A 24915-nucleotide genomic window follows, 5' to 3' on the forward strand; every position below is an offset into this window, starting at 1 on the left:
TGGAACAGACGCCCCTCACGTCGTAGTGCTCCCTGGTGGGGTCGAACGGCCCCGGAGGGTCTGGCCGGTCAAACCTTCTTAAGGGACCCCCGGCCCTCAGGCGTCGAACGGGTATGCGCCATACTTGCTTGTGAATGTGAACGCGTTCACAAACGTGTCCCGATTGCTCCGCTGATCTGTGTGATAAATGGGGCAAACTGCCGCTGTTGCTGCGGCGAGGTAAGGAGACTGACGACGTGGAATTGGCTCTGGCGCCAGAGACACTGGCGCGCTGGCAGTTCGGCATCACCACCGTCTACCACTTCCTGTTCGTCCCCCTGACGATCTCGCTCGCCGCCCTCGTCGCCGGCCTTCAGACCGCCTGGGTGCGCACCGAGAACGAGAAGTACCTCAGGGCGACGAAGTTCTGGGGCAAGCTCTTCCTGATCAACATCGCGATGGGTGTCGTCACCGGCATCGTGCAGGAGTTCCAGTTCGGCATGAACTGGTCGGACTACTCGCGCTTCGTCGGCGACATCTTCGGTGCTCCGCTGGCCTTCGAGGCGCTGATCGCCTTCTTCTTCGAGTCCACCTTCATCGGTCTGTGGATCTTCGGCTGGGACAGACTGCCCAAGAAGATCCACCTGGCCTGCATCTGGATGGTCTCCATCGGCACGGTCCTGTCGGCGTACTTCATCCTCGCGGCCAACTCGTGGATGCAGCACCCCGTCGGCTACCGGATCAACAAGGTGAAGGGACGTGCCGAACTCACCGACTTCTGGCACGTGCTGACCCAGAACACCGCACTCGCCCAGGCGTTCCACACGCTCGCCGCCTCCTTCCTGACCGGCGGCGCTTTCATGGTCGGCATCGCCGCCTTCCACCTGTTCCGCAAGAAGCACATCCCCGTGATGAAGACCTCGCTGCGGCTGGGTCTTGTCACCGTGGTCATCGCCGGCCTGCTCACCGCGATCAGCGGTGACACCCTCGGCAAGGTCATGTTCAAGCAGCAGCCGATGAAGATGGCCGCCGCCGAGGCGCTCTGGGACGGCCAGGACTCCGCGCCGTTCTCGGTCTTCGCCTACGGCGACGTCAGCAAGGGCCACAACACCGTCGAGTTGTCCGTCCCGGGGATACTGTCCTTCCTCGCCGACGACGACTTCAGCTCGTACGTCCCCGGCATCAACGACACCAACAAGGCCGAGCAGCAGAAGTACGGCCCCGGCGACTACCGGCCCATCATCCCCGTCACCTTCTGGGCGTTCCGCTGGATGATCGGCTTCGGCATGGCGTCCTTCGCCATCGGGCTGGTCGGACTCTGGCTGACCCGCAAGAAGTTCATGCTGGCCCAGCACCTCAGGGTCGGCGAGGACGAGGTGCCGCACCTGGTGCTCTTCAAGAACAAGGCGCTCAGCCCGAAACTCGGCAAGCTCTACTGGCTCGTGGCGATCTGGACCCTGGGCTTCCCGCTGATCGCCAACTCCTGGGGCTGGATCTTCACCGAGATGGGCCGTCAGCCGTGGGTCGTCTACGGCGTGCTCCAGACCCGGCAGGCGGTCTCCCCCGGCGTCTCCCAGGGTGAGGTCCTCACCTCGATGATCGTCTTCACCGCGCTGTACGCCGTCCTCGCCGTCGTCGAGGTCAAGTTGCTGGTGAAGTACATCAAGGCAGGCCCGCCGGAGCTCACCGAGGACGACCTCAACCCGCCCACGAAGATCGGCGGCGACCCCCGTGACGCCGACAAGCCGATGGCCTTCTCCTACTAGGCCGAGGGAGCTGCACAGTCATGGAACTGCACGACGTCTGGTTCGTTCTGATCGCCGTCCTGTGGACCGGCTACTTCTTCCTGGAGGGCTTCGACTTCGGAGTGGGCATCCTCACCAAGCTGCTCGCCCGGGACCGCCCGGAGCGGCGGGTGCTGATCAACACCATCGGGCCCGTCTGGGACGGCAACGAGGTGTGGCTGCTGACGGCGGGCGGCGCGACCTTCGCCGCGTTCCCCGAGTGGTACGCCACGTTGTTCTCCGGCTTCTACCTGCCGCTGCTGATCATTCTGGTCTGTCTCATCGTCCGGGGTGTCGCCTTCGAGTACCGGGCCAAGCGGCCGGAGGAGAACTGGCAGCGCAACTGGGAGACGGCGATCTTCTGGACCTCCCTGATCCCGGCGTTCCTGTGGGGTGTGGCCTTCGGCAACATCGTGCGGGGTGTGAAGATCGACCAGAGCTTCGAGTACGTCGGCAACTTCTGGGATCTGCTCAACCCGTACGCCATCCTCGGCGGCCTGGTGACGCTGACGCTGTTCACCTTCCACGGGGCGGTGTTCACCGCGCTCAAGACCGTCGGGGACATCCGGGAGCGGGCGCGGAAGCGCGCGCTCGTGGTCGGTCTGGTGACCGCCGTGCTGGCGCTGGTCTTCCTGCTGTGGACGCAGGTCGACAGCGGGGACGGCAAGAGCCTGGTGGCCCTGGTCGTGGCCGTGGTGGCCCTCGTGGCGGCTCTCGCGGCGAACCAGATGGGGCGTGAGGGCTGGTCGTTCGCCTTCTCCGGTCTCACCGTCGTGGCCGCCGTGGCCATGCTGTTCCTGTCGCTCTTCCCGGACGTCATGCCGTCCTCGCTCAACGCGGACTGGAGCCTCACGGTCACCAACGCCTCGTCGAGCCCGTACACCCTGAAGATCATGACGTGGTGCGCGGCGATCGCCACGCCGATCGTCCTGCTCTACCAGGGTTGGACCTACTGGGTGTTCCGCAAGCGGATCGGCACGCAGCACCTCGCCGAAGCCGCGCACTGAGTCCGATCAGGGGTGTGTTTCACGTGAAACGCACCCTTCTGGTCCGAAGGGCATGTTTCACGTGAAACCGATCGATCCACGCCTTCTGCGTTACGCCCGTGCCACACGCCTCTTCCTGATGGCTGTCGTCGGCCTGGGAGCCCTCGGGGCGGGACTGGTCATCGCCCAGGCGATGCTCATCGCCGAGGTGGTGGTCGGCGCGTTCCAGCACGGGCTGACGATCGGTGAACTCGGCACTCCCCTGATGCTGTTGGCAGCCGTCGCGGGCGGGCGTGCCTTGGTCGCCTGGCTCACCGAACTGGCGGCCCACCGTGCGAGCGCGGCCGTGAAGTCGGAACTGCGGATGCGGTTGCTGGAGCGGGCGGCAGCACTCGGTCCGGGATGGCTGAGCGGTCAGCGCACCGGATCGCTGGTCGCCCTCGCCACCCGGGGAGTCGACGCCCTCGACGACTACTTCGCCCGCTGTCTGCCGCAGCTGGGTCTTGCCGTCGTCGTACCGGTGGCCGTGCTCGCGCGGATCGTCACCGAGGACTGGGTCTCCGCCGCCATCATCGTCGGCACGCTGCCGCTCATCCCCCTGTTCATGATGCTGATCGGCTGGGCCACCCAGTCCCGGATGGACCGGCAGTGGCGGCTGCTGTCCCGGCTCTCGGGGCACTTCCTCGACGTGGTCGCGGGGCTGCCGACGCTGAAGGTGTTCGGGCGTGCCAAGGCGCAGGCCGACTCGATCCGGCGTATCACCGGCGAATACCGCCAGGCGACCATGCGCACCCTGCGGATCGCCTTCCTCTCCTCGTTCGCGCTGGAACTGCTCTCGACGCTCTCGGTGGCCCTGGTCGCCGTGACGATCGGTATGCGGCTCGTCCACGGCGAGATGGACCTGTACATCGGTCTGGTCATCCTCGTGCTCGCCCCCGAGGCGTATCTGCCGCTGCGCCAGGTGGGGGCGCAGTACCACGCGGCGGCGGAGGGGCTCGCGGCGGCCGAGGAGATCTTCGCCGTGCTGGAGACTCCTGTGCCGGCGACGGGAACGGCCGCCGTGCCGACGGGAGGTGTGGCCTTCGAGGGAGTGACGGTCAGGTATCCCGGACGCTCCGTGGACGCCGTGACCGGAGCCTCCTTCGCCGTGCAGGCCGGGGAGACGGTCGCACTCGTGGGGCCGAGCGGTGCGGGCAAGTCGACGCTGCTCCATGCCCTGCTGGGCTTCGCGGACCCGGCCGAGGGACGGATCCTGGTCGGTGGGGCCGACCTGGCCGGCCTCGACCTCGCACAGTGGCGGTCCCGGATCGCCTGGGTGCCGCAGCGGCCGCATCTGTACGCCGGGACGATCGCGGAGAACGTACGGCTGGCCCGCCCCGCAGCGGACGACGAGGCGGTACGCCGGGCGCTGCGGGACGCGGGAGCCCTGGAATTCGTCGACGCCCTTCCGGCCGGGACCGCCACCGTGCTCGGTGAGGACGGCGCGGGTCTGTCCGCCGGACAGCGGCAGCGGCTCGCGCTGGCCCGCGCGTTCCTCGCGGACCGGCCCGTGCTGCTGCTCGACGAGCCGACGGCGGCGCTCGACGGCGCCACGGAGGCCGAGGTCGTCGAGGCGGTGCGGCGGCTGGCGGTGGGGCGGACCGTGCTCCTCGTGGTGCACCGGCCGGCACTGCTGGCGGTGGCGGACCGGGTGGTGCGGCTGGAGCCGGCCGAGGCGGCCGTTGCCGAGGCGGCCGTGGCCGCGAGCGCTCCGGCCCGTCCTGCCGAGACGGTGACCGGGGAGACGTCCGTCGCCGCCGACGACGCCTCGGCGCACACCACGACGAGCACCCGGGGCACCCTGGCCCGGGTGCGTGCCATGGCCGGTGCCCGGCGGGGGCGGCTCGTCCTGGCGCTGTTGCTCGGCGGTCTCGCGCTCGGCAGCGCCGTCGGGCTGATGGCCACCTCCGGGTGGCTCATCTCGCGGGCCTCGCAGCAGCCGCCCGTGCTGTATCTGATGGTGGCGGTGACGGCGACCCGGGCTTTCGGGATCGGGCGGGCCGTCTTCCGCTATGCCGAGCGGCTGGTGTCGCACGATGCCGTGCTGCGGATGCTGGCCGACACCCGGGTCGCCGTGTACCGGCGGCTGGAGCGGCTGGCGCCCGCCGGGCTGCGCCGGACCCGCCGGGGCGACCTGCTCGCGCGGCTCGTGGCCGATGTCGACGCCCTTCAGGACTACTGGCTGCGCTGGCTGCTGCCGGCCGGAGCCGCCGTGCTCGTCTTCGCCGGGTGCGTCGCGTTCACGGCCTGGCTGCTGCCCGAGGCGGGCGCCGTGCTCGCGGCCGGACTGCTCGCGGCCGGGGCCGGGGTGCCGCTGGTGACCGCTGCCGTGGCCCGGCGTGCGGAACACCGCCTCGCCCCCGCCCGCGGCGTGCTCGCCACCCGGGTGGCCGACCTGCTCACCGGCACCGCGGAGATCACCGTCGCCGGAGCCCTGCCCGTGCGCGCCGAGGAGGTCCGCGCGGCCGACAGGACACTCACCCGGATCGCCTCGCGGGCCGCGGCCGCCACCGCGCTCGGCGACGGACTGACCGCGCTGCTCTGCGGCCTGACCGTGACCGCCGGCGCCGCCGTGGGCGCCCAGGCCGTCGCCGCCGGGCGGCTGGACGGGGTGGCGATGGCCGTCGTCGTCCTGACACCGCTGGCCGCCTTCGAGGCCGTCCTCGGACTGCCGCTCGCGGCACAGTCCCGACAGCGCGTCCGCAGGAGCGCACAGCGTGTGTACGAGGTGCTCGACGCCCCCGAGCCCGTTCGCGAGCCGCAACGGCCCCGGCAGGCACCGGCGTCGCCGTTCCCGGTCGTCGTGAAGGGACTGTGCGCCCGGCACGCCGGACAGGACCGGGACGCGGTCCGCGGGGTCGACCTCACGCTGGCGCAGGGGCGCCGGATCGCCGTGGTCGGGCCGTCCGGATCCGGCAAGACGACGCTCGCGCAGGTGCTGCTGCGCTTCCTGGACGCGGACGCGGGCTCGTACACGCTGGCGGGTGTGGACGCGCAGGCCCTGGACGGCGACGACGTACGGCGGCAGGTCGGACTGTGCGCTCAGGACGCGCACCTCTTCGACAGCTCGGTGCGCGAGAACCTGCTCCTCGCCAAGAAGGATGCGACCGAGGACGACCTGCGGGACGCGCTCGTGCGAGCCCGGCTGTGGGACTGGGCGGACAGCCTGCCCGACGGCCTGGACACGCTGATCGGCGAACACGGGGCCCGGCTGTCCGGCGGGCAGCGGCAGCGGCTCGCGCTGGCCCGGGCGCTCCTCGCCGACTTCCCCGTGCTCGTGCTCGACGAGCCCGCCGAGCACCTCGACCTGGCGACGGCCGACGCGCTCACCGCCGATCTGCTGGCCGCCACCGAGGGCCGTACGACCCTGTTGATCACTCATCGGCTGGCCGGTCTCGAAGCCGTGGACGAGGTGCTCGTACTGGACGAGGGGCGTGTGGTGCAGCGCGGGACCTATGCGGAACTGGCGGCCACGGCCGGGCCGCTGCGCAGGATGGTGCGGCGGGAGGCGGAGTCGGAGCTCCTGGTGGCGGCGGGGTGACCGGCTGACCGCAGGCCGCCGCGCGATGACCGGCCGACGCTCTCGACTTTCGGCGCAAAACGGGACTCATTAGGCTCGGGGCATGTCCACGGTCTCGTCCCGCGAACCCCGGTCGGAGCCGTCGGCCGAACCGGCGGGACGGGTCCTGCGGCTGCTGGAGGCCATGCGGTCCGTCGGCAGGGGCCTGGAGCTGCACTCCACCCTGGACCGCATCTGTGAGACGGCGGCCGACCTGACCGGAGCCCGGTACGCGGCCATCGGTGTCATCGCCGAGGACGGTGAGGGACTCTCCGACTTCGTGCACCACGGGATCGACGAGGCGACCGCCCGCCGGATCGGACGGCGGCCCGACGGGCGCAGGGGGCTGCTGGGTGCGCTGATCCGCGACCCGGAGCCGGTCCGGCTCGCGGACCTTGCCAAGGACCCGCGGTCCTGCGGTTTTCCCGCGCACCATCCGTCGATGCGCAGCTTCCTCGGGGTCCCCATCCGCGTTCACGACGCCGTCTTCGGCAATCTCTATCTGACCGAGAAGCGCGATGGCGGCCCCTTCCACGACCACGACCTCGACGTGGTCCGGGTGCTGGCCATGGAGGCGGGCATCGCGGTGGGCAACGCCCGCCTGTACGAGGCCGCTCAGCAGCGTGAGCGCTGGATCGACGGTTCGGTCGCCGTCACCACCGCCCTGCTGTCCGGCGGTGACGCCGACGACGCCCTCCAGGTCGTCGCCGAACAGGCCTGCCGGCTGTCCGGATCGGCCGTCGGCGCGGTGCTGCTGCCCGCCGACGAAGGCGGCCTGGAGATCGTCGCCGTGGCCTCCCGTCCGCCGTCTGCCCTGCTGGGGGTGGTCGTCCCGCCGGAGAACCGGGTCGTCGCCGAACTTCTCGACGGGCGGCCGGTCTTCGCCGACGACGCGGCCACCGACCCACGTCTGTCCACCGGGTTCATGCACGGCTACGGGCCGACGATGATGCTGCCCCTGAAGAGCGACGGGCGCGTTCTGGGCGCCCTCGTCACACCACGTCCCCGCGGGGAGCGGCCGTTCACGCGGAGCGAGCGCACCCTCGCGGCGCAGTTCGCCGCGCAGGCCGCGCTGGCCCTGATGATGGCGGAGGCACAGCGCGACCGGGAGCGGCTCGCGGTGTACGAGGACCGTGAGCGCATCGCCCGCGGCCTGCACGATGTCGTCGTCCAGCGGCTGTTCGCGGCGGGGACGATGCTGGAGCGCGCGCGGCGCGGGTCGGTCGTGCCCGAGGTGCGGGAGCGGGTCGACAGGGCCGCCGTCGAGCTCGACGTCACCATCCAGGAGATCCGCAGCGTGGTCTTCGCGCTCCGGCAGGACCTCGGCACGGCCGCGTCGCTGCGCACGCGCATGCTGCGCGAGATCAACACGGCCGCCGTACCGCTCGGCTTCAGGCCTGCGCATCGATTCGTCGGTGAGGTCGACGGTCTGGTCGGCGACCTCACCGCGACGAACCTCGTCGCCGCGCTGCGGGAGGCGCTCTCCAACGCCTTCCGGCACGCGGAGGCCGCCCGGATCGATGTCGTGGTCGACGCGACGGCGATCCTGCCGGACGGCCGGCCCGGCGTGCGGTTGACGGTCGCGGACGACGGTGTCGGAATCCCCGAGGGAGGCCGGCGCAGCGGTCTGCGCAATCTCGCGCGGCGCGCCGAGTCGCTCGGCGGCGGCAGCCGGTACGGGCCGGGCATCGGGCCCGGCGGCCGTGGCACGACGCTGGTGTGGGAGGCACCGTACTGAGCCCGCTGGGCCGTCCGTACCGGGCCGTCCGTACCGGGCTGTCCGTACCGGGCTGTCCGTACCGGGCCGTCCGTGCTGGGCTGTCCGTGCTGGGCTGTCCGTACCGGGCCGTCCGTGCTGGGCCGTCCGGGGTGACGGGTCCCCCGTGCGGACGACTTGAACAGGACCGGGCACCCTCGACCCGGTGATGATCACTGACATGCACTCAGTTCGCCGTCGCCCGCTGCTGGTTCCGGTGCTGCTGTGCGCACTGGCGGTGTTCGTGGCGCACTCCACGGGAGCCGGCGGGGACGCCGGGGAGGGACAGGGCGTCCAGGGTTCGGGTGCAGGCGCGGAGGTGGTGCGGCTGTACCAGGCGGACGCGGTGGTGGCGCGGCAGTACGAGGCGGGGCGGCACGAGGCCGAGGAGCTGCTGGCCGGGGTGCGGCGGGCCGGGCGGCTCCTGGACCGCGAACGCCGGTCAGGTGCCGCCCTGCGTCAGGACCGGGGCCGGACCGCCCGCTCCCGGGACGGCGGAATCCCCCGGGGCGCCGCAGTCCCGGGAGCGGCCGCGCGGCTCGCAGGGGCGGAGCGGGCCGTCGACGACGGGATCGCAAGGAGCCGCCGGGCCGAGGCACGGCTGGTGGCCGAGCAGGCGAAGGCCACCGCGCGCTGGCGGCTGGCGCAGAAGCGCAACCGCGTGCTGGCCGAGGTGCGCAGGAGCATCGGGGCGAAGCTGGACGAGGCCCGGGAGCGGTTGCAGGCGCAGGCCGCCGCCTCGGTCGCCGCGGGCAGCTGTGGCGCCACTGTCCGGCTCGGCCGGCCGTCGAAGAGCGTCACGAGCGCGTGGGTGGCGCCCGTGGAGGAGTACGGGCTGTCCGCGGGCTTCGGCAGCCGGGGCGAGCGATGGGCGCACCGGCACACCGGGCAGGACTTCGCCGTGCCGATCGGCACCCCGGTCCGGGCCGTCGGCGCGGGCCGGGTGGTGAAGGTCGCCTGCGGGGGTGCCTTCGGCATCCAGGTCGTCGTCCGCCACGACGGCGGCTACCGCACCTTGTACGCCCATCTGGCCGCTGTCTGTGTCGAACCGGGCGACCGGGTGACGGCCGGCCGGTGGATCGGTCAGTCGGGCACCACCGGCAACTCCACCGGCCCGCACCTGCACTTCGAGGTGCGGGCCGGTGCGGAGCCGGACTCGGCACTGGACCCCGTGCCCTGGCTCGCTGGCCTCGGGGTACCGGTGGGACAGCCGGAGGACCGGCCCTAGAACCGTTCCGCCAGAATCCGTTCGATCACGACCGCCACTCCGTCTTCGTTGTTGGCGACCGTCCGTCCGGAGGCCGCGGCGACCACGTCCGGGTGGGCGTTGCCCATGGCGTACGACCGGCCCGCCCAGGTCAGCATCTCGACGTCGTTGGGCATGTCCCCGAAGGCGACGACCTCCTCGGGGGAGATACCGCGCTCGGCACAGCACAACGCGAGGGTGCTGGCCTTGGAGACGCCGTGGCCGCTGATCTCCAGCAGGGCGCTCGGGCTGGAGCGGGTGACGCTGGCGCGGGTGCCGATCGCGAGACGGCCGACGTCGAGGAAGTCGTCGGGGTCGAGGTCGGGGTGGTAGGCGAGGATCTTCAGCACCGGCTCGCCGGCACAGGGGCCGTCGGGCGCCAGCAGGTCCTCGGCCGGGGCGAGATGGTCGGGGATCTCCATGTGCAGCTTCGGATAGGCGGGCTCCTGGAAGAAGCCGTAGGTCTGCTCGACGGCGACCACCGTGCCGGGGGCCGCGTCGCGCAGGAGCTGTACGGCGTCCAGCGCGTTCTGCCGGGCCAGCTCCCGCACCTTCACGAACCGGTGCGCGCCGGGGCCGCCGTGCAGGTCGACCACGGCGGCGCCGTTTCCGCAGATCGCCAGGCCGTGCCCGTGGACGTGGGCGCTGACGACGTCCATCCAGCGGGCCGGGCGGCCGGTGACGAAGAAGACCTCGATCCCCGCCTCCTCGGCGGCGGCGAGGGCGGCGACCGTGCGCGGCGACACCGACTTGTCGTCGCGCAGCAGGGTGCCGTCGAGATCGGTGGCGATCAGCCGTGGGGGAACGGCGGCGGCCTGGGTCGCGGATGCTCTGGTCGCTGAGGTCACCCGGTCATTCTCGCGCATGCCCACGCAGGCATGCCGGTGTGTACCGGTGAGACATGGACGACCCGGTGCCGGAGGTCAGCCCAACTGAGCCGGGGCTTCCATGGCGATCCGTTCGAAGACCTTCATGTCCGCGGCGAAGTCCGATTCGGGGATGGGCCAGTGGAAGACCAGCTCGGTGAAGCCCAGCTCCTGATGCCGGCCGGCGAAGTCCACGAACGCGTCGAGCGACTCCAGCGGACGGCCGCGGTCCGGGGTGAAGCCGGTGAGCAGGATCTTGTCCAGCTCGTTCACGTCCCGGCCGAGCTCGGCGCAGGCGTCGGCCAGCTTCCCGGCCTGGCCGCCGAGGGCGCGAAGCGACTCCTCGGGGGTGCCGTTCTCGTACAGCTTGGGGTCGCCGGTGGTCACCCACGCCTGCCCGTACTGCGCGGCGAGCTTCAGTCCGCGCGGGCCCGTGGCGGCCACGGCGAAGGGCAGCCGCGGGCGCTGTACGCATCCGGGGATGTTGCGCGCTTCGTGCGCCGAGTAGAAGTCGCCCTCGTACGACACCGAGTCCTCGGTCAGGAGCCGGTCGAGCAGGGGGACGAACTCGGCCAGCCGGTCGGCACGCTCACGCGGGGTCCAGGGCTCCTGCCCGAGGGCGGTGGCGTCGAAGCCGGTGCCGCCCGCGCCGATGCCGAGGGTGACCCGGCCGCCGGAGACGTCGTCCAGGGAGATGAGGTCCTTCGCGAGGGTCACCGGGTGCCGGAAGTTCGGCGAGGTCACCAGGGTGCCCAGACGCAGTCGTTCGGTCACGGCCGCGGCAGCGGTCAGCGTCGGGATCGCACCGAACCAGGGGCCGTCCCGGAAGGTGCGCCAGGACAGGTGGTCGTAGGTGTACGCGGTGTGGAAACCGAGGTCCTCGGCGCGGGTCCATGCCGTACGGCCGCCTTCGTGCCAGCGGAGGTACGGAAGGATCACGGTGCTCAGGCGCAGACTCATGGATGGAGCGTAAGCGTCTGTCTGCGTTTCACGTGAAACGGTCACCGCACGCATCCGGGCCGTTGGCGCGCGGTCACGTCTTCAGTGCGGCTGGGGAAACCGCAGATACTGCGGGGGTACGGCTTTCGTGAGCCACACTCCGTTCGCACTGACCTGGAAGACATGGCCGTCGCGGTGCATCGCGGCGGCGTCCACGGAGAGCACGACGGGCCGTCCGTGGCGGGCGCCGACGCGGGTCGCCGTCTCGCGGTCGGCGGAGAGGTGCACGTCGTGCCGGTTCATGGGCCGCAGACCCTCGGTGCGGATCGCGTCCAGACGGCCGGCCACGGTTCCGTGGAAGAGGTACGGCGGCGGGGGTGTCGGCGGCAGTCCGAGGTCGACCTCGACGCTGTGGCCCTGGCTGGCCCGGATCCGGGTGCCCTCGACCGCGAAGCGCTTCTTGTCGTTCTCGGCGACCACATGGTCCAGCTCGTCCCGGGTGAAGCGGAATCCGTGGGCGGAGGCCGCTGCCATCAGCGCCTCGATCTCGACCCAGCCTCCGTCGTCGAGGGTCAGGCCGATGCGCTCGGGCTGATGGCGCAAGTGTTTCGAGAGGTACTTGGACACCTTCACGGTGCGTCTTTCGTCCATCCCGACAGCATGGCGGGAGAGACGCGGATCACGCACTTTGTTTTGCCGTGGATGTTTGGTCCACAGCCAACTCTAGTTATCCACAGATGAATTGAGCGATCTGTGGACAACTGCTTGTCGATTCAGGCGGTTTCGTCAAGATCGACTGCTGCGGGGCGACTTGAGGCCACCCGACCCGAGGTGTCCGGACCCGGCAGGCAGGCAGGCAGGCAGGCGCGCAGGCAGGCGCGCAGGCTGTCAGCCCGCGGCGGTCGGACCGGCGGCTTCACCCGGACCCGGGCCCGTACCCGCAATGTCCCGGGCGCCCCTCTCCGCATCGGTCGCGAACTCGGCGATCCAGGCGACGAGCTGATCGGGCCGGGTGCGGGGGATCCAGTGCCCCGCGGGGAGGGTGCGCCGGGTCAGCCGTGGTGCCCACTGCTCCAGTTCGTCGTAGAGCCGTTGCGACAGGAACACGTCCCCGAGCGGCGTCACGAGTTGCACGGGCGCGTGCGCGCGGGCGTCCGGGCGGGGTCTGCGCAGCCTGGCCCGGACGTTGTCCCGGTACAGCCAGGCGCCGTGTGCGGCGTCCGAGGGCAGTGACGAGGTCGGGTAGTCGCCCGCCGGGACCTTCTCCAGGCGGCGCAGGAGCGCCGGCCAGCGTCTGCCGAGCGGTCCGCGCCAGGCCATCTCCGGCAGCACGGGTGTGTGCAGCAGGTACACGTACCAGGACCTGGCGCCCTGGCCGAGGAGCTGGCCCAGCCGGCGGGGTGTAGGCCGCTTCACCCGCGACCTGATCCAGTGCCCGAAGTGGTCGAGCGACGGCCCGGACATCGAGGTGAAGGACGCGATCCGGCCCTCGGTGCGGCCGACCGTGGCGAACTCCCAGGCCTGCACCGACCCCCAGTCGTGCCCGACCAGGTGCACCGGCCGGTCCGGGCTGACCGCGTCCACGACCGCCAGGAAGTCGTCCGTCAGCTTCTCCAGGGTGAAGCCCCCGCGCAGCGGGCGCGGAGCCGTGGAGCGGCCGTGGCCCCGGACGTCGTACAGGACCACGTGGAAGCGGTCGGCGAGCCCCACTGCGACCTCCGACCAGACCTCCTTGCTGTCCGGATAGCCGTGCACCAGGACCACCGTCGGCCGCCCGGCGTCGCCCAGCTCGGCCACGCACAACTCGACCCCGCCGGTCCGCACCCGGCGCTCCCGCGCGTCCTTCAGCGTCGTCACCCGTGTCGCCCGAGCCACCCGCGTCACCTGTCCTTCGCCCCGCGCCGCATGCGCGGTAGATCGTCGTCCAGCCGGAAGGTGCTGCACCGGCGAATCTCGCAGTTGTTAGAGAAATCGTCAATAGGGAGGGAGGCGGATGGTCCGGCCCGCCCGGGGAAGGGATCCGGCCGGGCGGGCGGGGGGCGACCTCAGGGTGACCCTGAGACTCCCGTACGACTCCAGACCGACATCAAGACAGCTCTGCGGGGTGACGACCCGCGTGGTACGCGTCACTACCGTCGACGACGTGACTGTGATCGCGACCGAAAGCCTGAGCAAGCGGTTCCCCCGGGTGACCGCGCTTGACCGGCTCTCCGTGGACGTCGGCCCCGGTGTGACCGGGCTCGTCGGAGCCAATGGAGCCGGCAAGTCCACATTGATCAAGATCCTGCTGGGTCTGTCCCCCGCGACCGAGGGCCGTGCCGAGGTGTTCGGCCTCGACGTCGCCACCGAAGGCGCCGCCATCCGCGAACGCGTCGGGTACATGCCGGAGCACGACTGCCTGCCGCCCGACGTCTCGGCCACCGAGTTCGTCGTGCACATGGCCCGCATGTCCGGCCTGCCGCCCACCGCCGCGCGCGAGCGCACCGCGGACACCCTGCGCCACGTCGGTCTGTACGAGGAGCGCTACCGTCCGATCGGCGGCTACTCGACCGGCATGAAGCAGCGGGTGAAGCTCGCCCAGGCCCTGGTCCACGACCCGCAGCTGGTCTTCCTCGACGAGCCGACCAACGGTCTCGACCCGGTCGGCCGCGACGACATGCTCGGCCTGATCCGCCGTATCCACACGGACTTCGGCATCTCGGTCCTGGTCACCTCGCACCTCCTCGGCGAACTGGAACGCACCTGCGACCACGTCGTCGTCATCGACGGCGGCAAACTGCTGCGCTCCAGCTCCACCACCGACTTCACCCAGACCACCACCACGCTCGCCATCGAGGTCACCGACACCGACGAGCACCCCGACGGCACCCGCGCGGTGCGCGAGGCGCTGCACGCGCGCGGCGCGGAGGTCGTCGACGGCAGCGGCGGACTGCCCGGCGCGGGCCACGTCCTGCTGCTCACCGCCCAGGGCGAGGAGACGTACGACCTGGTCCGCGACGTCGTCGCCGACCTCGGTCTCGGCCTGGTGCGCATGGAACAGCGCAGACACCACATCTCCGAGGTCTTCAAGAACGACACGGACAGCGACACACAGCGCAAGGAGGCGGTCGGCCATGACGGTTGAGCACCCCGTCGCACCCGTCCCGGCGGGTGACCAGAGCCGTATCCACGACATCGGCTACCGCGGCTACGACGGCCCGCGCCTGGGCCGCGCCTACGCCCGCCGCTCCCTGTACTCGCAGTCCCTGCGCGGCGCGTACGGACTGGGCCGCTCGGTCAAGTCCAAGGTGCTGCCGATGCTGCTGTTCGTGGTGATGTGCGTGCCGGCCGCCATCATGGTCGCCGTCGCCGTCTTCACCAAGGCCAAGGACCTGCCGCTGGACTACACGCGCTACGCGATCGTCATGCAGGCCGTCATCAGCCTGTACGTCGCCTCGCAGGCTCCCCAGTCCGTCTCGCGCGACCTGCGCTTCAGGACCGTCCCGCTGTATTTCTCGCGGCCGATCGAGACCTCCGACTACGTCCTCGCGAAGTACGCGGCCCTGGCCTCGGCGCTGTTCGCCCTCACCGCCGCCCCGCTGCTCGTGCTGTACGTCGGCGCGCTGCTGGCCAAGCTCGACTTCGGCGATCAGACCCAGGGATTCGCGCAGGGACTCCTCGCCGTGGCCCTGCTGTCGGTGCTGTTCGCCGGTATCGGCCTGGTCATCGCCGCCCTGACCCCGCGCCGCGGGTTCGGCATCGCCGCCGTCATCGCCGTACTGACCATCTCCTACGGGGCGGTCTCCACGCTCCAGGCGATCGCCGACGTCCAGGACAGCGCGAACGTCATCCCCTGGGTCGGCCTGTTCTCGCCCATCACGCTCATCGACGGAGTGCAGTCCGCCTTCCTCGGCGCGACCTCGTCGTTCCCCGGCGGCGTCGGCCCCTCGCACGCACAGGGCGTGGTGTACGTCCTCGCCGTCCTGGGCCTGAGCGCCGCCTGCTACGGCCTTCTGATGCGCCGCTACCGAAAGGCCGGACTGTGACCACGCTCAGCATCGACCACGTCTCCCGCTGGTTCGGCAACGTGGTCGCCGTCAACGACATCACCATGACCATCGGTCCCGGCGTCACGGGTCTGCTCGGCCCCAACGGCGCCGGGAAGTCCACCCTCATCAACATGATGGGCGGCTTCCTCGCCCCCTCCACCGGGTCCGTCACCCTCGACGGCCGGCCGGTGTGGCGCAACGAGCAGATCTACCGGCAGATCGGCATCGTCCCCGAACGCGAGGCGATGTACGACTTCCTCACCGGGCGCGAGTTCGTCGTCGCCAACGCCGAACTGCACGGACTGGGCGACAAGGCGGCCCGCAAGGCGCTGGCCACCGTCGAGATGGAGTACGCCCAGGACCGGAAGATCTCCACCTACTCCAAGGGCATGCGCCAGCGCGTGAAGATGGCCTCCGCGCTGGTCCACGAGCCGTCCCTGCTCCTGCTCGACGAGCCGTTCAACGGCATGGACCCGCGCCAGCGCATGCAGCTCATGGACCTGCTGCGGCGCATGGGCGACGAGGGACGCACCGTGCTGTTCTCCTCCCACATCCTGGAGGAGGTCGAGCAGCTCGCCCGGCACATCGAGGTGATCGTGGCCGGCCGGCACGCGGCGAGCGGCGACTTCCGCCGCATCCGCCGCCTGATGACCGACCGCCCGCACCGCTATCTGGTGCGCTCCAGCGACGACCGCGCCCTCGCGGCCGCGCTGATCGCCGACCCGTCGACGTCCGGCATCGAGGTCGATCTCGCCGAGGGCGCACTGCGCGTCCAGGCCGTCGACTTCGGCCGGTTCACGGCCCTGCTGCCCCGGGTGGCCAGGGAGCACGGCATCCGGCTGCTCACGGTCTCGCCGTCCGACGAGTCCCTCGAGTCCGTCTTCTCGTATCTCGTCGCGGCGTAGGAGGCCGAACATGTACGACCCCACAGTCGCCCGGCTCACCTACCGGGCCCTGCTCGGCCGCAAGCGGGCCCTCGTCCTCGGCGCGCTGCCGCTGCTGCTGATCGTGATCTCCACTGCCGTCCGGGCCCTCACCGGAGCCGACGACCAGACCGCGGCGGACGTGCTGGGCGGGCTGGCGCTCGCCACGATGGTGCCGATCATCGGCGTCATCGCCGGCACGGGAGCGATCGGCCCGGAGATCGACGACGGCTCGGTGGTGTACCTGCTGTCCAAGCCGCTCAAGCGGCCCACGATCATCTTCACCAAGCTGATCGTGGCGATCGCGGTGACGATGGTCTTCTCGGCGCTGCCGACCCTGCTCGCCGGACTGATCCTCAACGGCAACGGGCAGCAGATCGCCGTCGCCTACACGGTGGCCGCGCTGGTCGCCTCCATCGCCTACGCGGCGCTCTTCCTGCTGCTGGGCACGGTGTCCCGGCACGCGGTGGTCTTCGGCCTCGTCTACGCCCTGGTCTGGGAGGCGCTGTTCGGCTCCCTGGTGCCCGGCGCGCGCACGCTCAGCGTCCAGCAGTGGTCGCTGGCCGTCGCCCACAAGGTGGCCGGCGGGGACCTCGTCACCTCCGACGTCGGGCTGACCACGGCGACGGCCCTGCTGGTCGCGGTCACCGTGCTGGCCACCTGGTACGCGGGCCGCAAGCTGCGCACGCTGACCCTCGCCGGCGAGGAGTAGCGGCCGGGCCCCGGCCCTGACGGCGGCTTCATCCCGGCTGGCGCACACTGGGCAGAACGGATGGACGGCTGGGAGGGCCGGGCATGGCAGAGGAGACACCGCGGGACGACGGTCGCGAAGCGGGCACGCCGGACGGGGACGGCTGGGACGATCTCGTCCTGGACGAGGGGTTCATACGGGCCGCCGAGACGGCCGAGCCGTCCGCGCGGGCCCGGATGCTCGCCGCCCGCTGGCGGGCGGAGCAGCCCGAGCCGCAGCCCTGGCGCTCCGACGAACCGCCCGCCGGATGGTTCTTCAGCAAGGCCCGGCGCCGCAGATGGCGGCGCCGGTAGCGGCCGCGCGGCCCCCGATATTCAGTGGCGTCGGGTACGGCGGTCGGGCACAGTGGTGATGTCCGAGCGGCCGGACCCGAGCCGGCGCCACGATCTGGGAGAGGAGCGGGACGATGTCCATGCACGACAGTACGTCCAGCTCCCGACAGGGCAGCGTGCGGCGGATTCCGGAGTAGTCACCTCCGTCGATTCCGCCCTGCTGGTGAGCTGCCCGGGGCGGCCGCTTCGAGCACGCGAATCGCACTCGCGTGGGCCGCCCACCCGGAGGATTGGCCGAGAGGCAAGGCACCGGCTTGCTAAGCCGAGGTCGGGGAACTCCCCGCGCACGTTCGATCCGTGCATCCTCCGCAGAACCGAGAAGCCCGAGGGCTCAGCCCAGCAACCGCTCCAGCACCACCGCGATCCCGTCCTCCTCGTTGGAGGACGTCACCTCGTCGGCGACCGCCTTCAGCTCCTCGTGGGCGTTGGCCATGGCGACGCCGTGACCGGACCACCCGAACATCGGGATGTCGTTGGGCATGTCGCCGAAGGCGATCGTGTCCGCTGCCTTCAGTCCCAGGCGGCGGGCCGCCAGGGACAGGCCGGTGGCCTTGGACAGCCCCAGCGGCAGCAGCTCGACGATGCCGTGCCCCGCCATCGCCACCGTGACGAAACCGCCCGCGGCCTGACGGGACGCCTCGGCGAGCTCGTCGTCCGTGAGCGTCGGGTGCTGTATGTAGATCTTGTTCAGCGGGGCGCTCCAGAGGTCGGAGACGTCCGTGAACGGGGTGGCCGGAAGCGCGCCCGTGACCGTGTAACCGGGGCCCACCAGCACCTCGCCGTCCAGACCGTCGCGGCTCGCCGCCAGGAACAGCGGGCCAACCTCGGCCTCGATCTTGGCCAGGGCCAGTGCCGCGAGCTGCCGGTCCAGGGTCACAGACGTCAGCAGCCGGTGCGCGCCGGCGTCGTAGACCTGGGCGCCCTGGGCGCAGACCGCGAGGCCCCGGTAGCCGAGGTCGTCGAGGATGTGCCGGGTCCAGGGGGCCGCCCGTCCGGTCACCACGATGTGCGCGGCACCCGCCGCGGTGGCCGCGGCGAGTGCGTCACGCGTGCGCGGCGACACCGACTCGCCGGAACGCAGAAGCGTTCCGTCGAGGTCGGTCGCGATCAGCCGGTACGGGAAGTCCGGGGTGGTGCTCACTTGGCGACCGGCTCCAGGACCTCACGGCCGCCCAGGTAGGGCCGGAGCACCTCGGGCACGCGCACCGAGCCGTCGGCCAGCTGGTGGTTCTCCAGGATCGCCACGATCGTGCGCGGTACGGCGCACAAGGTGCCGTTGAGCGTCGCGAGCGGCTGGACCTTCTTGCCGTCGCGCATGCGGACGGACAGCCGGCGGGCCTGGAAGCCGTCGCAGTTGGAGGCCGAGGTCAGCTCGCGGTACTTGCCCTGGGTCGGGATCCACGCCTCGCAGTCGAACTTGCGCGACGCGGAGGAACCGAGGTCGCCGGAGGCCACGTCGATGACCTGGAAGGGCAGTTCGAGGCCGGTCAGCCACTGCTTCTCCCACTCCAGGAGCCGCCGGTGCTCGTTCTCGGCGTCCTCGGGGGCCACGTACGAGAACATCTCGACCTTGTCGAACTGGTGCACGCGGAAGATGCCGCGGGTGTCCTTGCCGTACGTGCCGGCCTCGCGGCGGAAGCACGGCGAGAAGCCCGCGTACCGCAGCGGAAGCTTCTCGGCGTCGAGGATCTCGTCCATGTGGTAGGCGGCGAGGGGGACCTCGGAGGTGCCGACCAGGTAGTAGTCGTCCTTCTCCAGGTGGTACACGTTCTCCGCGGCCTGGCCGAGGAAGCCGGTGCCCTCCATGGCGCGCGGGCGGACCAGCGCCGGGGTCAGCATCGGGGTGAAGCCGGCCTCGGTGGCCTGCGCGATCGCCGCGTTGACGAGGGCGAGCTCCAGGAGCGCGCCGACACCGGTCAGGTAGTAGAAGCGCGAGCCGGACACCTTGGCGCCGCGCTCGACGTCGATGGCGCCGAGCGCCTCGCCGAGCTCCAGGTGGTCCTTGGGCTCGAAGCCCTCGGCGCCGAAGTCGCGGATCGTGCCGTGCGTCTCCAGGACGACGAAGTCCTCCTCGCCGCCGACCGGGACGTCCGGGTGCACGAGGTTGCCGAGCCGGAGCAGAAGGCTCTTGGTCTGCTCGTCCGCCTCGTTCTGTTCGGCGTCCGCCGCCTTGACGTCGGCGGCCAGCTTGCCGGCCTTGGCCAGCAGCTCGGCCTTCTCGTCGCCGGAGGCCTTGGGGATCAGCTTGCCGAGCACCTTCTGCTCGGAGCGGAGCTCGTCGAAGCGGACGCCGGACGACCTGCGCCGCTCGTCGGCAGACAGGAGAGCGTCGACGAGCGCGACATCCTCTCCACGGGCACGCTGGGAGGCGCGCACACGGTCGGGGTCCTCACGGAGCAGGCGAAGGTCAATCACGCGCTCAAGGCTACCGGTGCGCGGTTGCCGGTTACGACTCAGATTCCGGCAGATGCGATTCGCCGCTTACGTTCACTCATGGGCGAAATATCTTGCGTGTCAATAAATAGTGACCCGCCTGTCCGGGCGGAGCACGTCCTGGGCGTGCGGTTGACCGGATCGCCTTGTGGAGGGCGGGAGTTTGGAGCGCGGCTGTCCACAGGCGTCCACACCCCCGAAGAGTTATCCACAGCCTGTGAGGATGATCTGTGGATGTTGGAATTGATCACTCCGGCTCGCCTGGCGGGGCTCTGGTTTCTCGGCGTAAACCCCATTTCCCCACACTTTCGAGTGGAAAGAGTTCGCCCTAAAGGGTTGATCGAAGGAAAAGGGTGGACGAAGGGTGGTCCATCAGGGTGAGGGCGCACTCGGGCCCTGTGGGCCGATTTGTCGACTGAATGGTGTTTCACTGTCGACTTGTCCCCAGGTCGAGATGAGGACCTGTGGATAACGCCTGTGGATAACCAGAATGCGGCAGAGAACGGACCGACCTGACTAGAAACGGCCGTCCTGGCAACGCGCCACCCAGTCCGCCGCCTCCACGAACTCCGCGTCCGACGTCCCCCGGGGCAGCGCTCGTACGTCCTCGACGCCGATGTCCGCGCGCGGGTAGGAACCGAGGAACCGCACCTCCAGGCAGATCCGCTTCAGCCCCATCAGCGCCTCCGCCACCCGCCGGTCGGAGATGTGCCCCTCGGCGTCGACGCAGAAGCAGTAGTTGCCGATGCCGGCGCCGGTCGGACGGGACTGGAGCAGCATGAGGTTGATGCCCCGGGTGGCGAACTCGCCCAGCAGGTCGCGCAGTCCGCCCGGGTGGTCGTCGCGCTGCCGGAGCACGACGGACGTCTTGTCCGCGCCGGTGGGAGCCGCGGGCCGGGCGGGCCGGCCGACCAGCACGAACCGGGTCTGGGCGTTCTCGGCGTCGTGGATGCCGGTCTCCAGCGGTTCGAGACCGTAGCGGGCGGCCGCGAACTCCCCCGCGAAAGCCGCGTCGTAGCGGCCCTCCTGGACCAGGCGGGCACCGTCCGCGTTCGAGGCGGCCGACTCCCAGACCGCGTTCGGGAGGTTGGCCCGCAGCCAGTTGCGCACCTGCGGCTGGGCGGCCGGATGCGCGGTGACCGTCTTGATGTCGGACAACCGGGTGCCGGGCTTGACCAGCAGCGCGAAGGTGATGGACAGCAGCACCTCGCGGTAGATCATCAGCGGCGCGCCCGCGACCAGCTCGTCCAGGGTGGTGGTGATGCCGCCCTCGACGGAGTTCTCGATCGGCACGAACGCGGCCTCGGCCTCGCCGGTGCGTACCGCGTCCAGCGCGGACTGCACGGACACGTACGGGATCAGCTCCCGGGTCGCCGCTTCCGGGAGGGTCCGCAGGGCGACTTCGGTGAAGGTGCCTTCGGGGCCGAGATACGCATAACTGGCTGGCATGGCCTCACCCTAGTGGCCCGTGCAGGCAACCGGCGTTCCCGTCTCGACCGGTGGCCGGGGCTCATCCCTCCAGCAGCTGCTGCCCCACGTACTCCCCCTCGGCCGCGCCGCCCGGCACCGCGAACAGCGCGCTGGCCTCGTGGCGGATGTACTTCGACAGCGCGTCGCCCCGGTCGAGCTTGCGCTGCACCGGTACGAAGCCGCGCAGCGGGTCGGCCTGCCAGCAGACGAAGAGCAGCCCCGCGTCCGGCGTGCCGTCCGGGTCGATGCCGTCGTGGTACGAGAAGGGGCGCCGGAGCATGGCCGCGCCGCCGTTGGTGTCGGGCCGGGTGATCCGGGCGTGCGCGTCGAGCGGGACGACCAGATCGCCCGCGGAGTCCCGCTTCTCCAGGTCCATCGCGGTCGTCTCGCCGCCCCCGGACAATGGCGCACCGGTGTCCTTGCGCCGTCCGATCACCTGCTCCTGGGCCGCGACCGAGAGCCGCTCCCAGTCGTCGAGGAGCATGCGGATACGGCGTACGACGGCGTAGGAGCCGCCGGACATCCAGGCCGGGTCCTTCGAGCCGGACGCGGGCACGAAGATCCGGCGGTCGAAGTCGGACTCGGCGGGCTTGGGGTTGCGGGTGCCGTCCAGCTGGCCCATGAGGTTGCGGGCGGTCATGGGGTGGGCGGTGGCGCCGGGCGAGCGGTTGAAGCCGTTCATCTGCCAGCGGACCCGCGCCGCGCTGCCCGCGTCCTTCTGGACGGCGCGCAGGGCGTGGAAGGCGACCAGGGCGTCGTCGGCACCGATCTGCACCCACAGGTCGCCGTCGCTGCGGGACTTGTCGAGGTGGTCGGAGGAGAAGTCGGGCAGCGGGTCGAGGGAGACCGGGCGCTGCTTCTCCAGCCCGGTCCGCGTGAAGAAGCTGTGGCCGAACCCGAAGGTCAGCGTCAGCGAGGACGGACCGGCGTCCCGGGCCACGCCGGTGTCGTCGTGTGCGGCGGCCGCGCCGGACATCAGCCGCTCGGCGGTGACCGACCAGCGGCGCAGCAGCGCGGCCGCCTCCCTGCGGCCCGCACCGGCCGTCAGGTCGAAGGCGACGAGATGGCCGCGGGCCTGGAGGCCCTCGGTGATGCCGGGCTGATGTTTCCCGTGAAACATCGCCCGGCCGGTGCCGAGTGCGGTGAGCGGGGTGGCCTCGGTGGGCGCTGCGGCGTAGCCCGCGGCCGCGCCCGCCGCGCCGAGGACGAGTCCGGTGGCGCCGGCGGTGCCGAGCAGCGTGCGCCGGGTGAGGCCCCCGGCGACGGGAGCCGGTGCGGAGCCGTCAGCCCCGGGGGCGGCCTCGGGGGTACGGGTGTGCGGGATGGACGGGTCGGGCATGGTGCGGTTCAGCCGATCTGCGCGTTCTTGGAGACGGTCACCTGGTCGACGTCGGAGGTCCGCACGGTCACGGCGATCTTCCAGTCGCCGGCCATGGGGAGCTGTACCCCGCTCGCCGCCCAGTGTCCGGTGGTGATGTGGTCGGGGACGACGGGCAGCGGACCGATGCTCTTGGCGGCGAGGGTGAAGGCGACCTTCACCTCGGGGACGTCGAAGCCGCGGCCGTTGGGTCGTTCCACGTAGACATGCATCTCGTTGGCGCCGACCCGCGCGGGGTCGAGGTCGACGCTCACCACGCCCTTGCCGTCCTTGCCGCCGGTGTCGAAGGGCATGTCGAGGGTCACCGCACCCGAGGTGGACGGGTCCGAGGAGGCGGACGACGAGGACCCGGTGGCGGCCTTGGCGTCCTGCTCGGTACGGCCGGGTTCGGTCTGGGTCAGCACGGTGGTGACGGCCAGCAGGACGACGGCGACGCCCGCTTCGGCGAGCACCGACCGGCGCAGCCCGTGGCGCTCGGGGTCGGCGTCGCGCAGCCGCTTCTGCCGGGCGGCCTCGACCGCGGCACGCTGCCGGGCGAGCTGGGCGGCGCGTTCGGGGGCTCCTGCGGTCGCCGCCTTCGCGCCGGCCTCCGGGACGCTCGCCGCCTTTGCTCCGGTGGCCGTCTTCGTGGTCGCGGACACGGAACCCTTCCGCGCCCCCGCGGGCTCCTTGGCCTTCTGGACGTCGTCCTCGTCCGAGGTGTCGTCCCGGTCCTCGCGCGGCTTCACCAGGGCGTGGGCCGTCAGCGAGTCGGACAGCCGTGCCGTCCACCGGCGCGAGACCCAGGCGATGCCGACGAGCAGCGCCACCAGGCCGATCTTGACGAGGAGCAGCCGGCCGTAGGCGGTGTCGGTGAAGGCCGACCAGGAGCCCAGCTGACGCCACGACTGGTAGACACCGGTCGCCACGAGGGCGAGGACGCTGCCGAAGGCGACCGCCGAGAAGCGGCGTACGGCCTGGCTGTCGACGGGCGTGTGCGCGGGGGCCCGGTAGAGCGCGACGAGCAGGGTCGCCAGCCCGCCGAGCCAGGTGGCGACGGCCAGCAGGTGGACGACGTCGACCGGCATGGCGATGCCCGGCTGGAGTCCGGTCGAGGCGTGCTCGGCCATCGCCCAGCTCGCGGCGAGCCCGGCGGCCACCACGGTTCCGCCGAGCGCGAGCCCGAAGGTCAGGTCCCGCTTCTCGTCGGCCTCGCGCTTGTCGTAGGCCCCGAACAGCACGGCGATGAACAGCGCGGCCGCGGCGAGCAGCAGCAGCCGGGAGACCAGCGCGGCGCCGGTCTTGGTCTGGAGGACCGTGCCGAGCAGGTTCAGGTCGAAGATGTCGCCGACCTTGCCGGAGCCGGTGTAGGAGCCGCGCAGGAGCAGCAGGGCGAGGGTGGCCGCGGTCAGCGTGATCCAGCCGGAGATGACGAGCCGCTGCACGGCCCGCACCCCGCTGCCGCGCTGCCAGCAGGCGAGGACGAAGGCGGCCCCGCCGGTCAGCACGATGAAACCGGCGTACGACAGGTACCGCCCGAAGCCGTAGAGCCAGCCGACCACCCCGCCGCCGACGGTCGGCCCGTCCGCGGAGACGGCGGTCCGCGAGGGCGCGCCGACGGAGAAGGTGTAGGCGCCGGCGACGGGGTGGCTGTCCGCAGAGACGACCTGGTAGGTGACGGTGTAGGTGCCGTCGGGCAGTCCGCTGTGCAGCCCCACGGCGTACGTGGTGCCGCTGGTGTTGGCCGGCTTGCCGGTGTCGACGCGCTTGCCCTTGGGGTCGAGTACCCGCAGCGCGTCGTCGGACAGGGCGACCTGCTCGGAGAAGGTGAGCGAGATCTGCGTCGGTGCCTTGTCGACCACCACCCCCTGCGCGGGGTTGCTGCCGGTCAGCGCGGCGTGCGCGGAGGCCGGACCGGCGGCGACGAGGCTCGCGCCGATGACGGCCAGGAACAGCAGCACCAGGGTGCGCACGCGTGGGGCGATGGTCTGTGTCAAGGTGGTCCCTCCCTCAGTGCCCGGTCTTGGGGTTGTACGTAGCCGACTTCACCGGTATCTCGACCGTGACAGGGCCGGATTGCGCAAAGTGCAGCTCGACGGTCACCTTTTGGCCCTGCGTGGGCCTGCGCTTCAGCTTCTCGAACATCAGGTGGTTCCCGCCGCTTTCGAAGACGAGCCGGCCGTGGGCGGGTACGTCGAGGGAGGTCACCTCCTGCATCGAGGTGCCGACGGTTTCGTGGACGGTGACGCTGCCCGCGATGTCACTGCTGACGGAGGTCAGTTCGTCCTTCGCGGAGCCCGTGTTGGCGATGGTCAGGAAGCCCGCGGCCATCGAGGCGGAGACCGGCTGCGGCATGTAGGCGGAGCTGACGGACAGCTCGGCCCCCGAGGCGCCCGCGGCACCGGAGTCCGGGCCGCCGCAGCCCGCCAGGACCAGCGCCCCGAGGGTCACCCCGGCCGCCATCGCC

General features: G+C 71.2%; 19 protein-coding genes, 1 tRNA gene and 1 pseudogene. 11 read left to right on the plus strand and 10 right to left on the minus strand.

Annotation, left to right across the window (positions count from 1 at the left end; all coding sequences use genetic code 11):
* Positions 1 to 236 precede the first annotated feature (236 nt).
* The 5 genes from ACZ7OY_RS13710 to ACZ7OY_RS13730 all read left to right on the plus strand — a co-directional run bounded on the left by ACZ7OY_RS13710 (position 237) and on the right by ACZ7OY_RS13730 (position 9331).
* Positions 237 to 1745 (plus strand): cytochrome ubiquinol oxidase subunit I, encoded by a 1509-nt coding sequence (locus tag ACZ7OY_RS13710; RefSeq protein ID WP_471911558.1) that lies wholly within the window; start codon positions 237 to 239, stop codon positions 1743 to 1745.
* A gap of 20 nt (positions 1746 to 1765) precedes the next feature.
* Positions 1766 to 2770, plus strand: a complete 1005-nt coding sequence (gene cydB / locus ACZ7OY_RS13715; protein WP_471911559.1) for a cytochrome d ubiquinol oxidase subunit II — start codon at positions 1766 to 1768, stop codon at positions 2768 to 2770.
* Between the two features lie 52 nt (positions 2771 to 2822).
* On the plus strand, positions 2823 to 6329 hold the full coding sequence (cydD, locus tag ACZ7OY_RS13720; RefSeq protein ID WP_471911560.1) for a thiol reductant ABC exporter subunit CydD: 3507 nt from the start codon (positions 2823 to 2825) through the stop codon (positions 6327 to 6329).
* A gap of 82 nt (positions 6330 to 6411) precedes the next feature.
* Positions 6412 to 8085: a sensor histidine kinase gene (locus ACZ7OY_RS13725; protein ID WP_471911561.1), complete on the plus strand. Its 1674-nt coding sequence runs from the start codon at positions 6412 to 6414 to the stop codon at positions 8083 to 8085.
* Between the two features lie 199 nt (positions 8086 to 8284).
* A complete protein-coding gene (locus tag ACZ7OY_RS13730; protein WP_471911562.1) occupies positions 8285 to 9331 on the plus strand; it encodes a M23 family metallopeptidase in 1047 nt (348 codons plus the stop codon).
* Here the strand turns inward: ACZ7OY_RS13730 and ACZ7OY_RS13735 are convergent.
* The 4 genes and pseudogenes from ACZ7OY_RS13735 to ACZ7OY_RS13750 form a co-directional block, all read right to left on the minus strand.
* Positions 9328 to 10215 carry an HAD family hydrolase gene (locus tag ACZ7OY_RS13735; protein WP_471911563.1) on the minus strand — a complete coding sequence of 296 codons (888 nt, stop codon included), beginning with the start codon at positions 10213 to 10215 and terminating at the stop codon, positions 9328 to 9330. The genes ACZ7OY_RS13730 and ACZ7OY_RS13735 overlap by 4 nt on opposite strands.
* A gap of 57 nt (positions 10216 to 10272) precedes the next feature.
* Complete coding sequence (locus ACZ7OY_RS13740) at positions 10273 to 11175, minus strand: LLM class flavin-dependent oxidoreductase (protein ID WP_471911564.1); 903 nt, start codon at positions 11173 to 11175, stop codon at positions 10273 to 10275.
* An 81-nt stretch (positions 11176 to 11256) separates the two neighbouring features.
* A complete protein-coding gene (locus tag ACZ7OY_RS13745; RefSeq protein WP_471911565.1) occupies positions 11257 to 11805 on the minus strand; it encodes an RNA 2'-phosphotransferase in 549 nt (182 codons plus the stop codon).
* A 279-nt stretch (positions 11806 to 12084) separates the two neighbouring features.
* Positions 12085 to 13011 (minus strand): annotated as a pseudogene (locus ACZ7OY_RS13750) (alpha/beta fold hydrolase); the annotation flags it as partial.
* Positions 13012 to 13303: 292 nt separating this feature from the next.
* On the opposite strand from ACZ7OY_RS13750, the gene ACZ7OY_RS13755 reads away from it, so the two are divergent.
* The 6 genes from ACZ7OY_RS13755 (at position 13304) to ACZ7OY_RS13780 (ending at position 17497) form a co-directional block, all read left to right on the plus strand.
* On the plus strand, positions 13304 to 14278 hold the full coding sequence (locus tag ACZ7OY_RS13755; protein WP_471911684.1) for an ABC transporter ATP-binding protein: 975 nt from the start codon (positions 13304 to 13306) through the stop codon (positions 14276 to 14278).
* The gene (locus tag ACZ7OY_RS13760) at positions 14268 to 15179 is read left to right on the plus strand and encodes an ABC transporter permease subunit (RefSeq protein WP_384725505.1); all 912 of its coding nucleotides are present in this window, start codon (positions 14268 to 14270) and stop codon (positions 15177 to 15179) included. Before ACZ7OY_RS13755 ends, ACZ7OY_RS13760 begins: the two co-directional genes overlap by 11 nt.
* Complete coding sequence (locus ACZ7OY_RS13765) at positions 15176 to 16087, plus strand: ABC transporter ATP-binding protein (RefSeq protein WP_351604071.1); 912 nt, start codon at positions 15176 to 15178, stop codon at positions 16085 to 16087. Before ACZ7OY_RS13760 ends, ACZ7OY_RS13765 begins: the two co-directional genes overlap by 4 nt.
* Positions 16088 to 16097: 10 nt before the next feature.
* Positions 16098 to 16817, plus strand: coding sequence for an ABC transporter permease subunit (locus tag ACZ7OY_RS13770; protein WP_471911566.1), 720 nt, complete (start codon positions 16098 to 16100; stop codon positions 16815 to 16817).
* Positions 16818 to 16900: 83 nt separating this feature from the next.
* Positions 16901 to 17149 (plus strand): SGM_3592 family protein, encoded by a 249-nt coding sequence (locus ACZ7OY_RS13775; RefSeq protein WP_471911567.1) that lies wholly within the window; start codon positions 16901 to 16903, stop codon positions 17147 to 17149.
* A gap of 263 nt (positions 17150 to 17412) precedes the next feature.
* Positions 17413 to 17497: transfer RNA gene (locus ACZ7OY_RS13780), tRNA-Ser, on the plus strand.
* Positions 17498 to 17519: 22 nt separating this feature from the next.
* Here the strand turns inward: ACZ7OY_RS13780 and ACZ7OY_RS13785 are convergent.
* The 6 genes from ACZ7OY_RS13785 to ACZ7OY_RS13810 all read right to left on the minus strand — a co-directional run bounded on the left by ACZ7OY_RS13785 (position 17520) and on the right by ACZ7OY_RS13810 (position 24911).
* Complete coding sequence (locus ACZ7OY_RS13785; RefSeq protein ID WP_471911568.1) at positions 17520 to 18329, minus strand: HAD family hydrolase; 810 nt, start codon at positions 18327 to 18329, stop codon at positions 17520 to 17522.
* Positions 18326 to 19603 (minus strand): serine--tRNA ligase, encoded by a 1278-nt coding sequence (serS, locus tag ACZ7OY_RS13790; protein WP_471911569.1) that lies wholly within the window; start codon positions 19601 to 19603, stop codon positions 18326 to 18328. Before serS ends, ACZ7OY_RS13785 begins: the two co-directional genes overlap by 4 nt.
* Before the next feature lie 534 nt (positions 19604 to 20137).
* On the minus strand, positions 20138 to 21070 hold the full coding sequence (pheA, locus tag ACZ7OY_RS13795; protein WP_471911570.1) for a prephenate dehydratase: 933 nt from the start codon (positions 21068 to 21070) through the stop codon (positions 20138 to 20140).
* Between the two features lie 61 nt (positions 21071 to 21131).
* Positions 21132 to 22430: an iron uptake transporter deferrochelatase/peroxidase subunit gene (gene efeB / locus ACZ7OY_RS13800; protein WP_471911571.1), complete on the minus strand. Its 1299-nt coding sequence runs from the start codon at positions 22428 to 22430 to the stop codon at positions 21132 to 21134.
* A gap of 8 nt (positions 22431 to 22438) precedes the next feature.
* Positions 22439 to 24445: a copper resistance CopC/CopD family protein gene (locus tag ACZ7OY_RS13805; RefSeq protein WP_471911572.1), complete on the minus strand. Its 2007-nt coding sequence runs from the start codon at positions 24443 to 24445 to the stop codon at positions 22439 to 22441.
* Between the two features lie 13 nt (positions 24446 to 24458).
* Positions 24459 to 24911, minus strand: coding sequence for a copper chaperone PCu(A)C (locus tag ACZ7OY_RS13810; RefSeq protein ID WP_471911685.1), 453 nt, complete (start codon positions 24909 to 24911; stop codon positions 24459 to 24461).
* Positions 24912 to 24915: the final 4 nt, after the last annotated feature.

This window comes from Streptomyces sp. NPDC107559 (genome assembly GCF_055657365.1).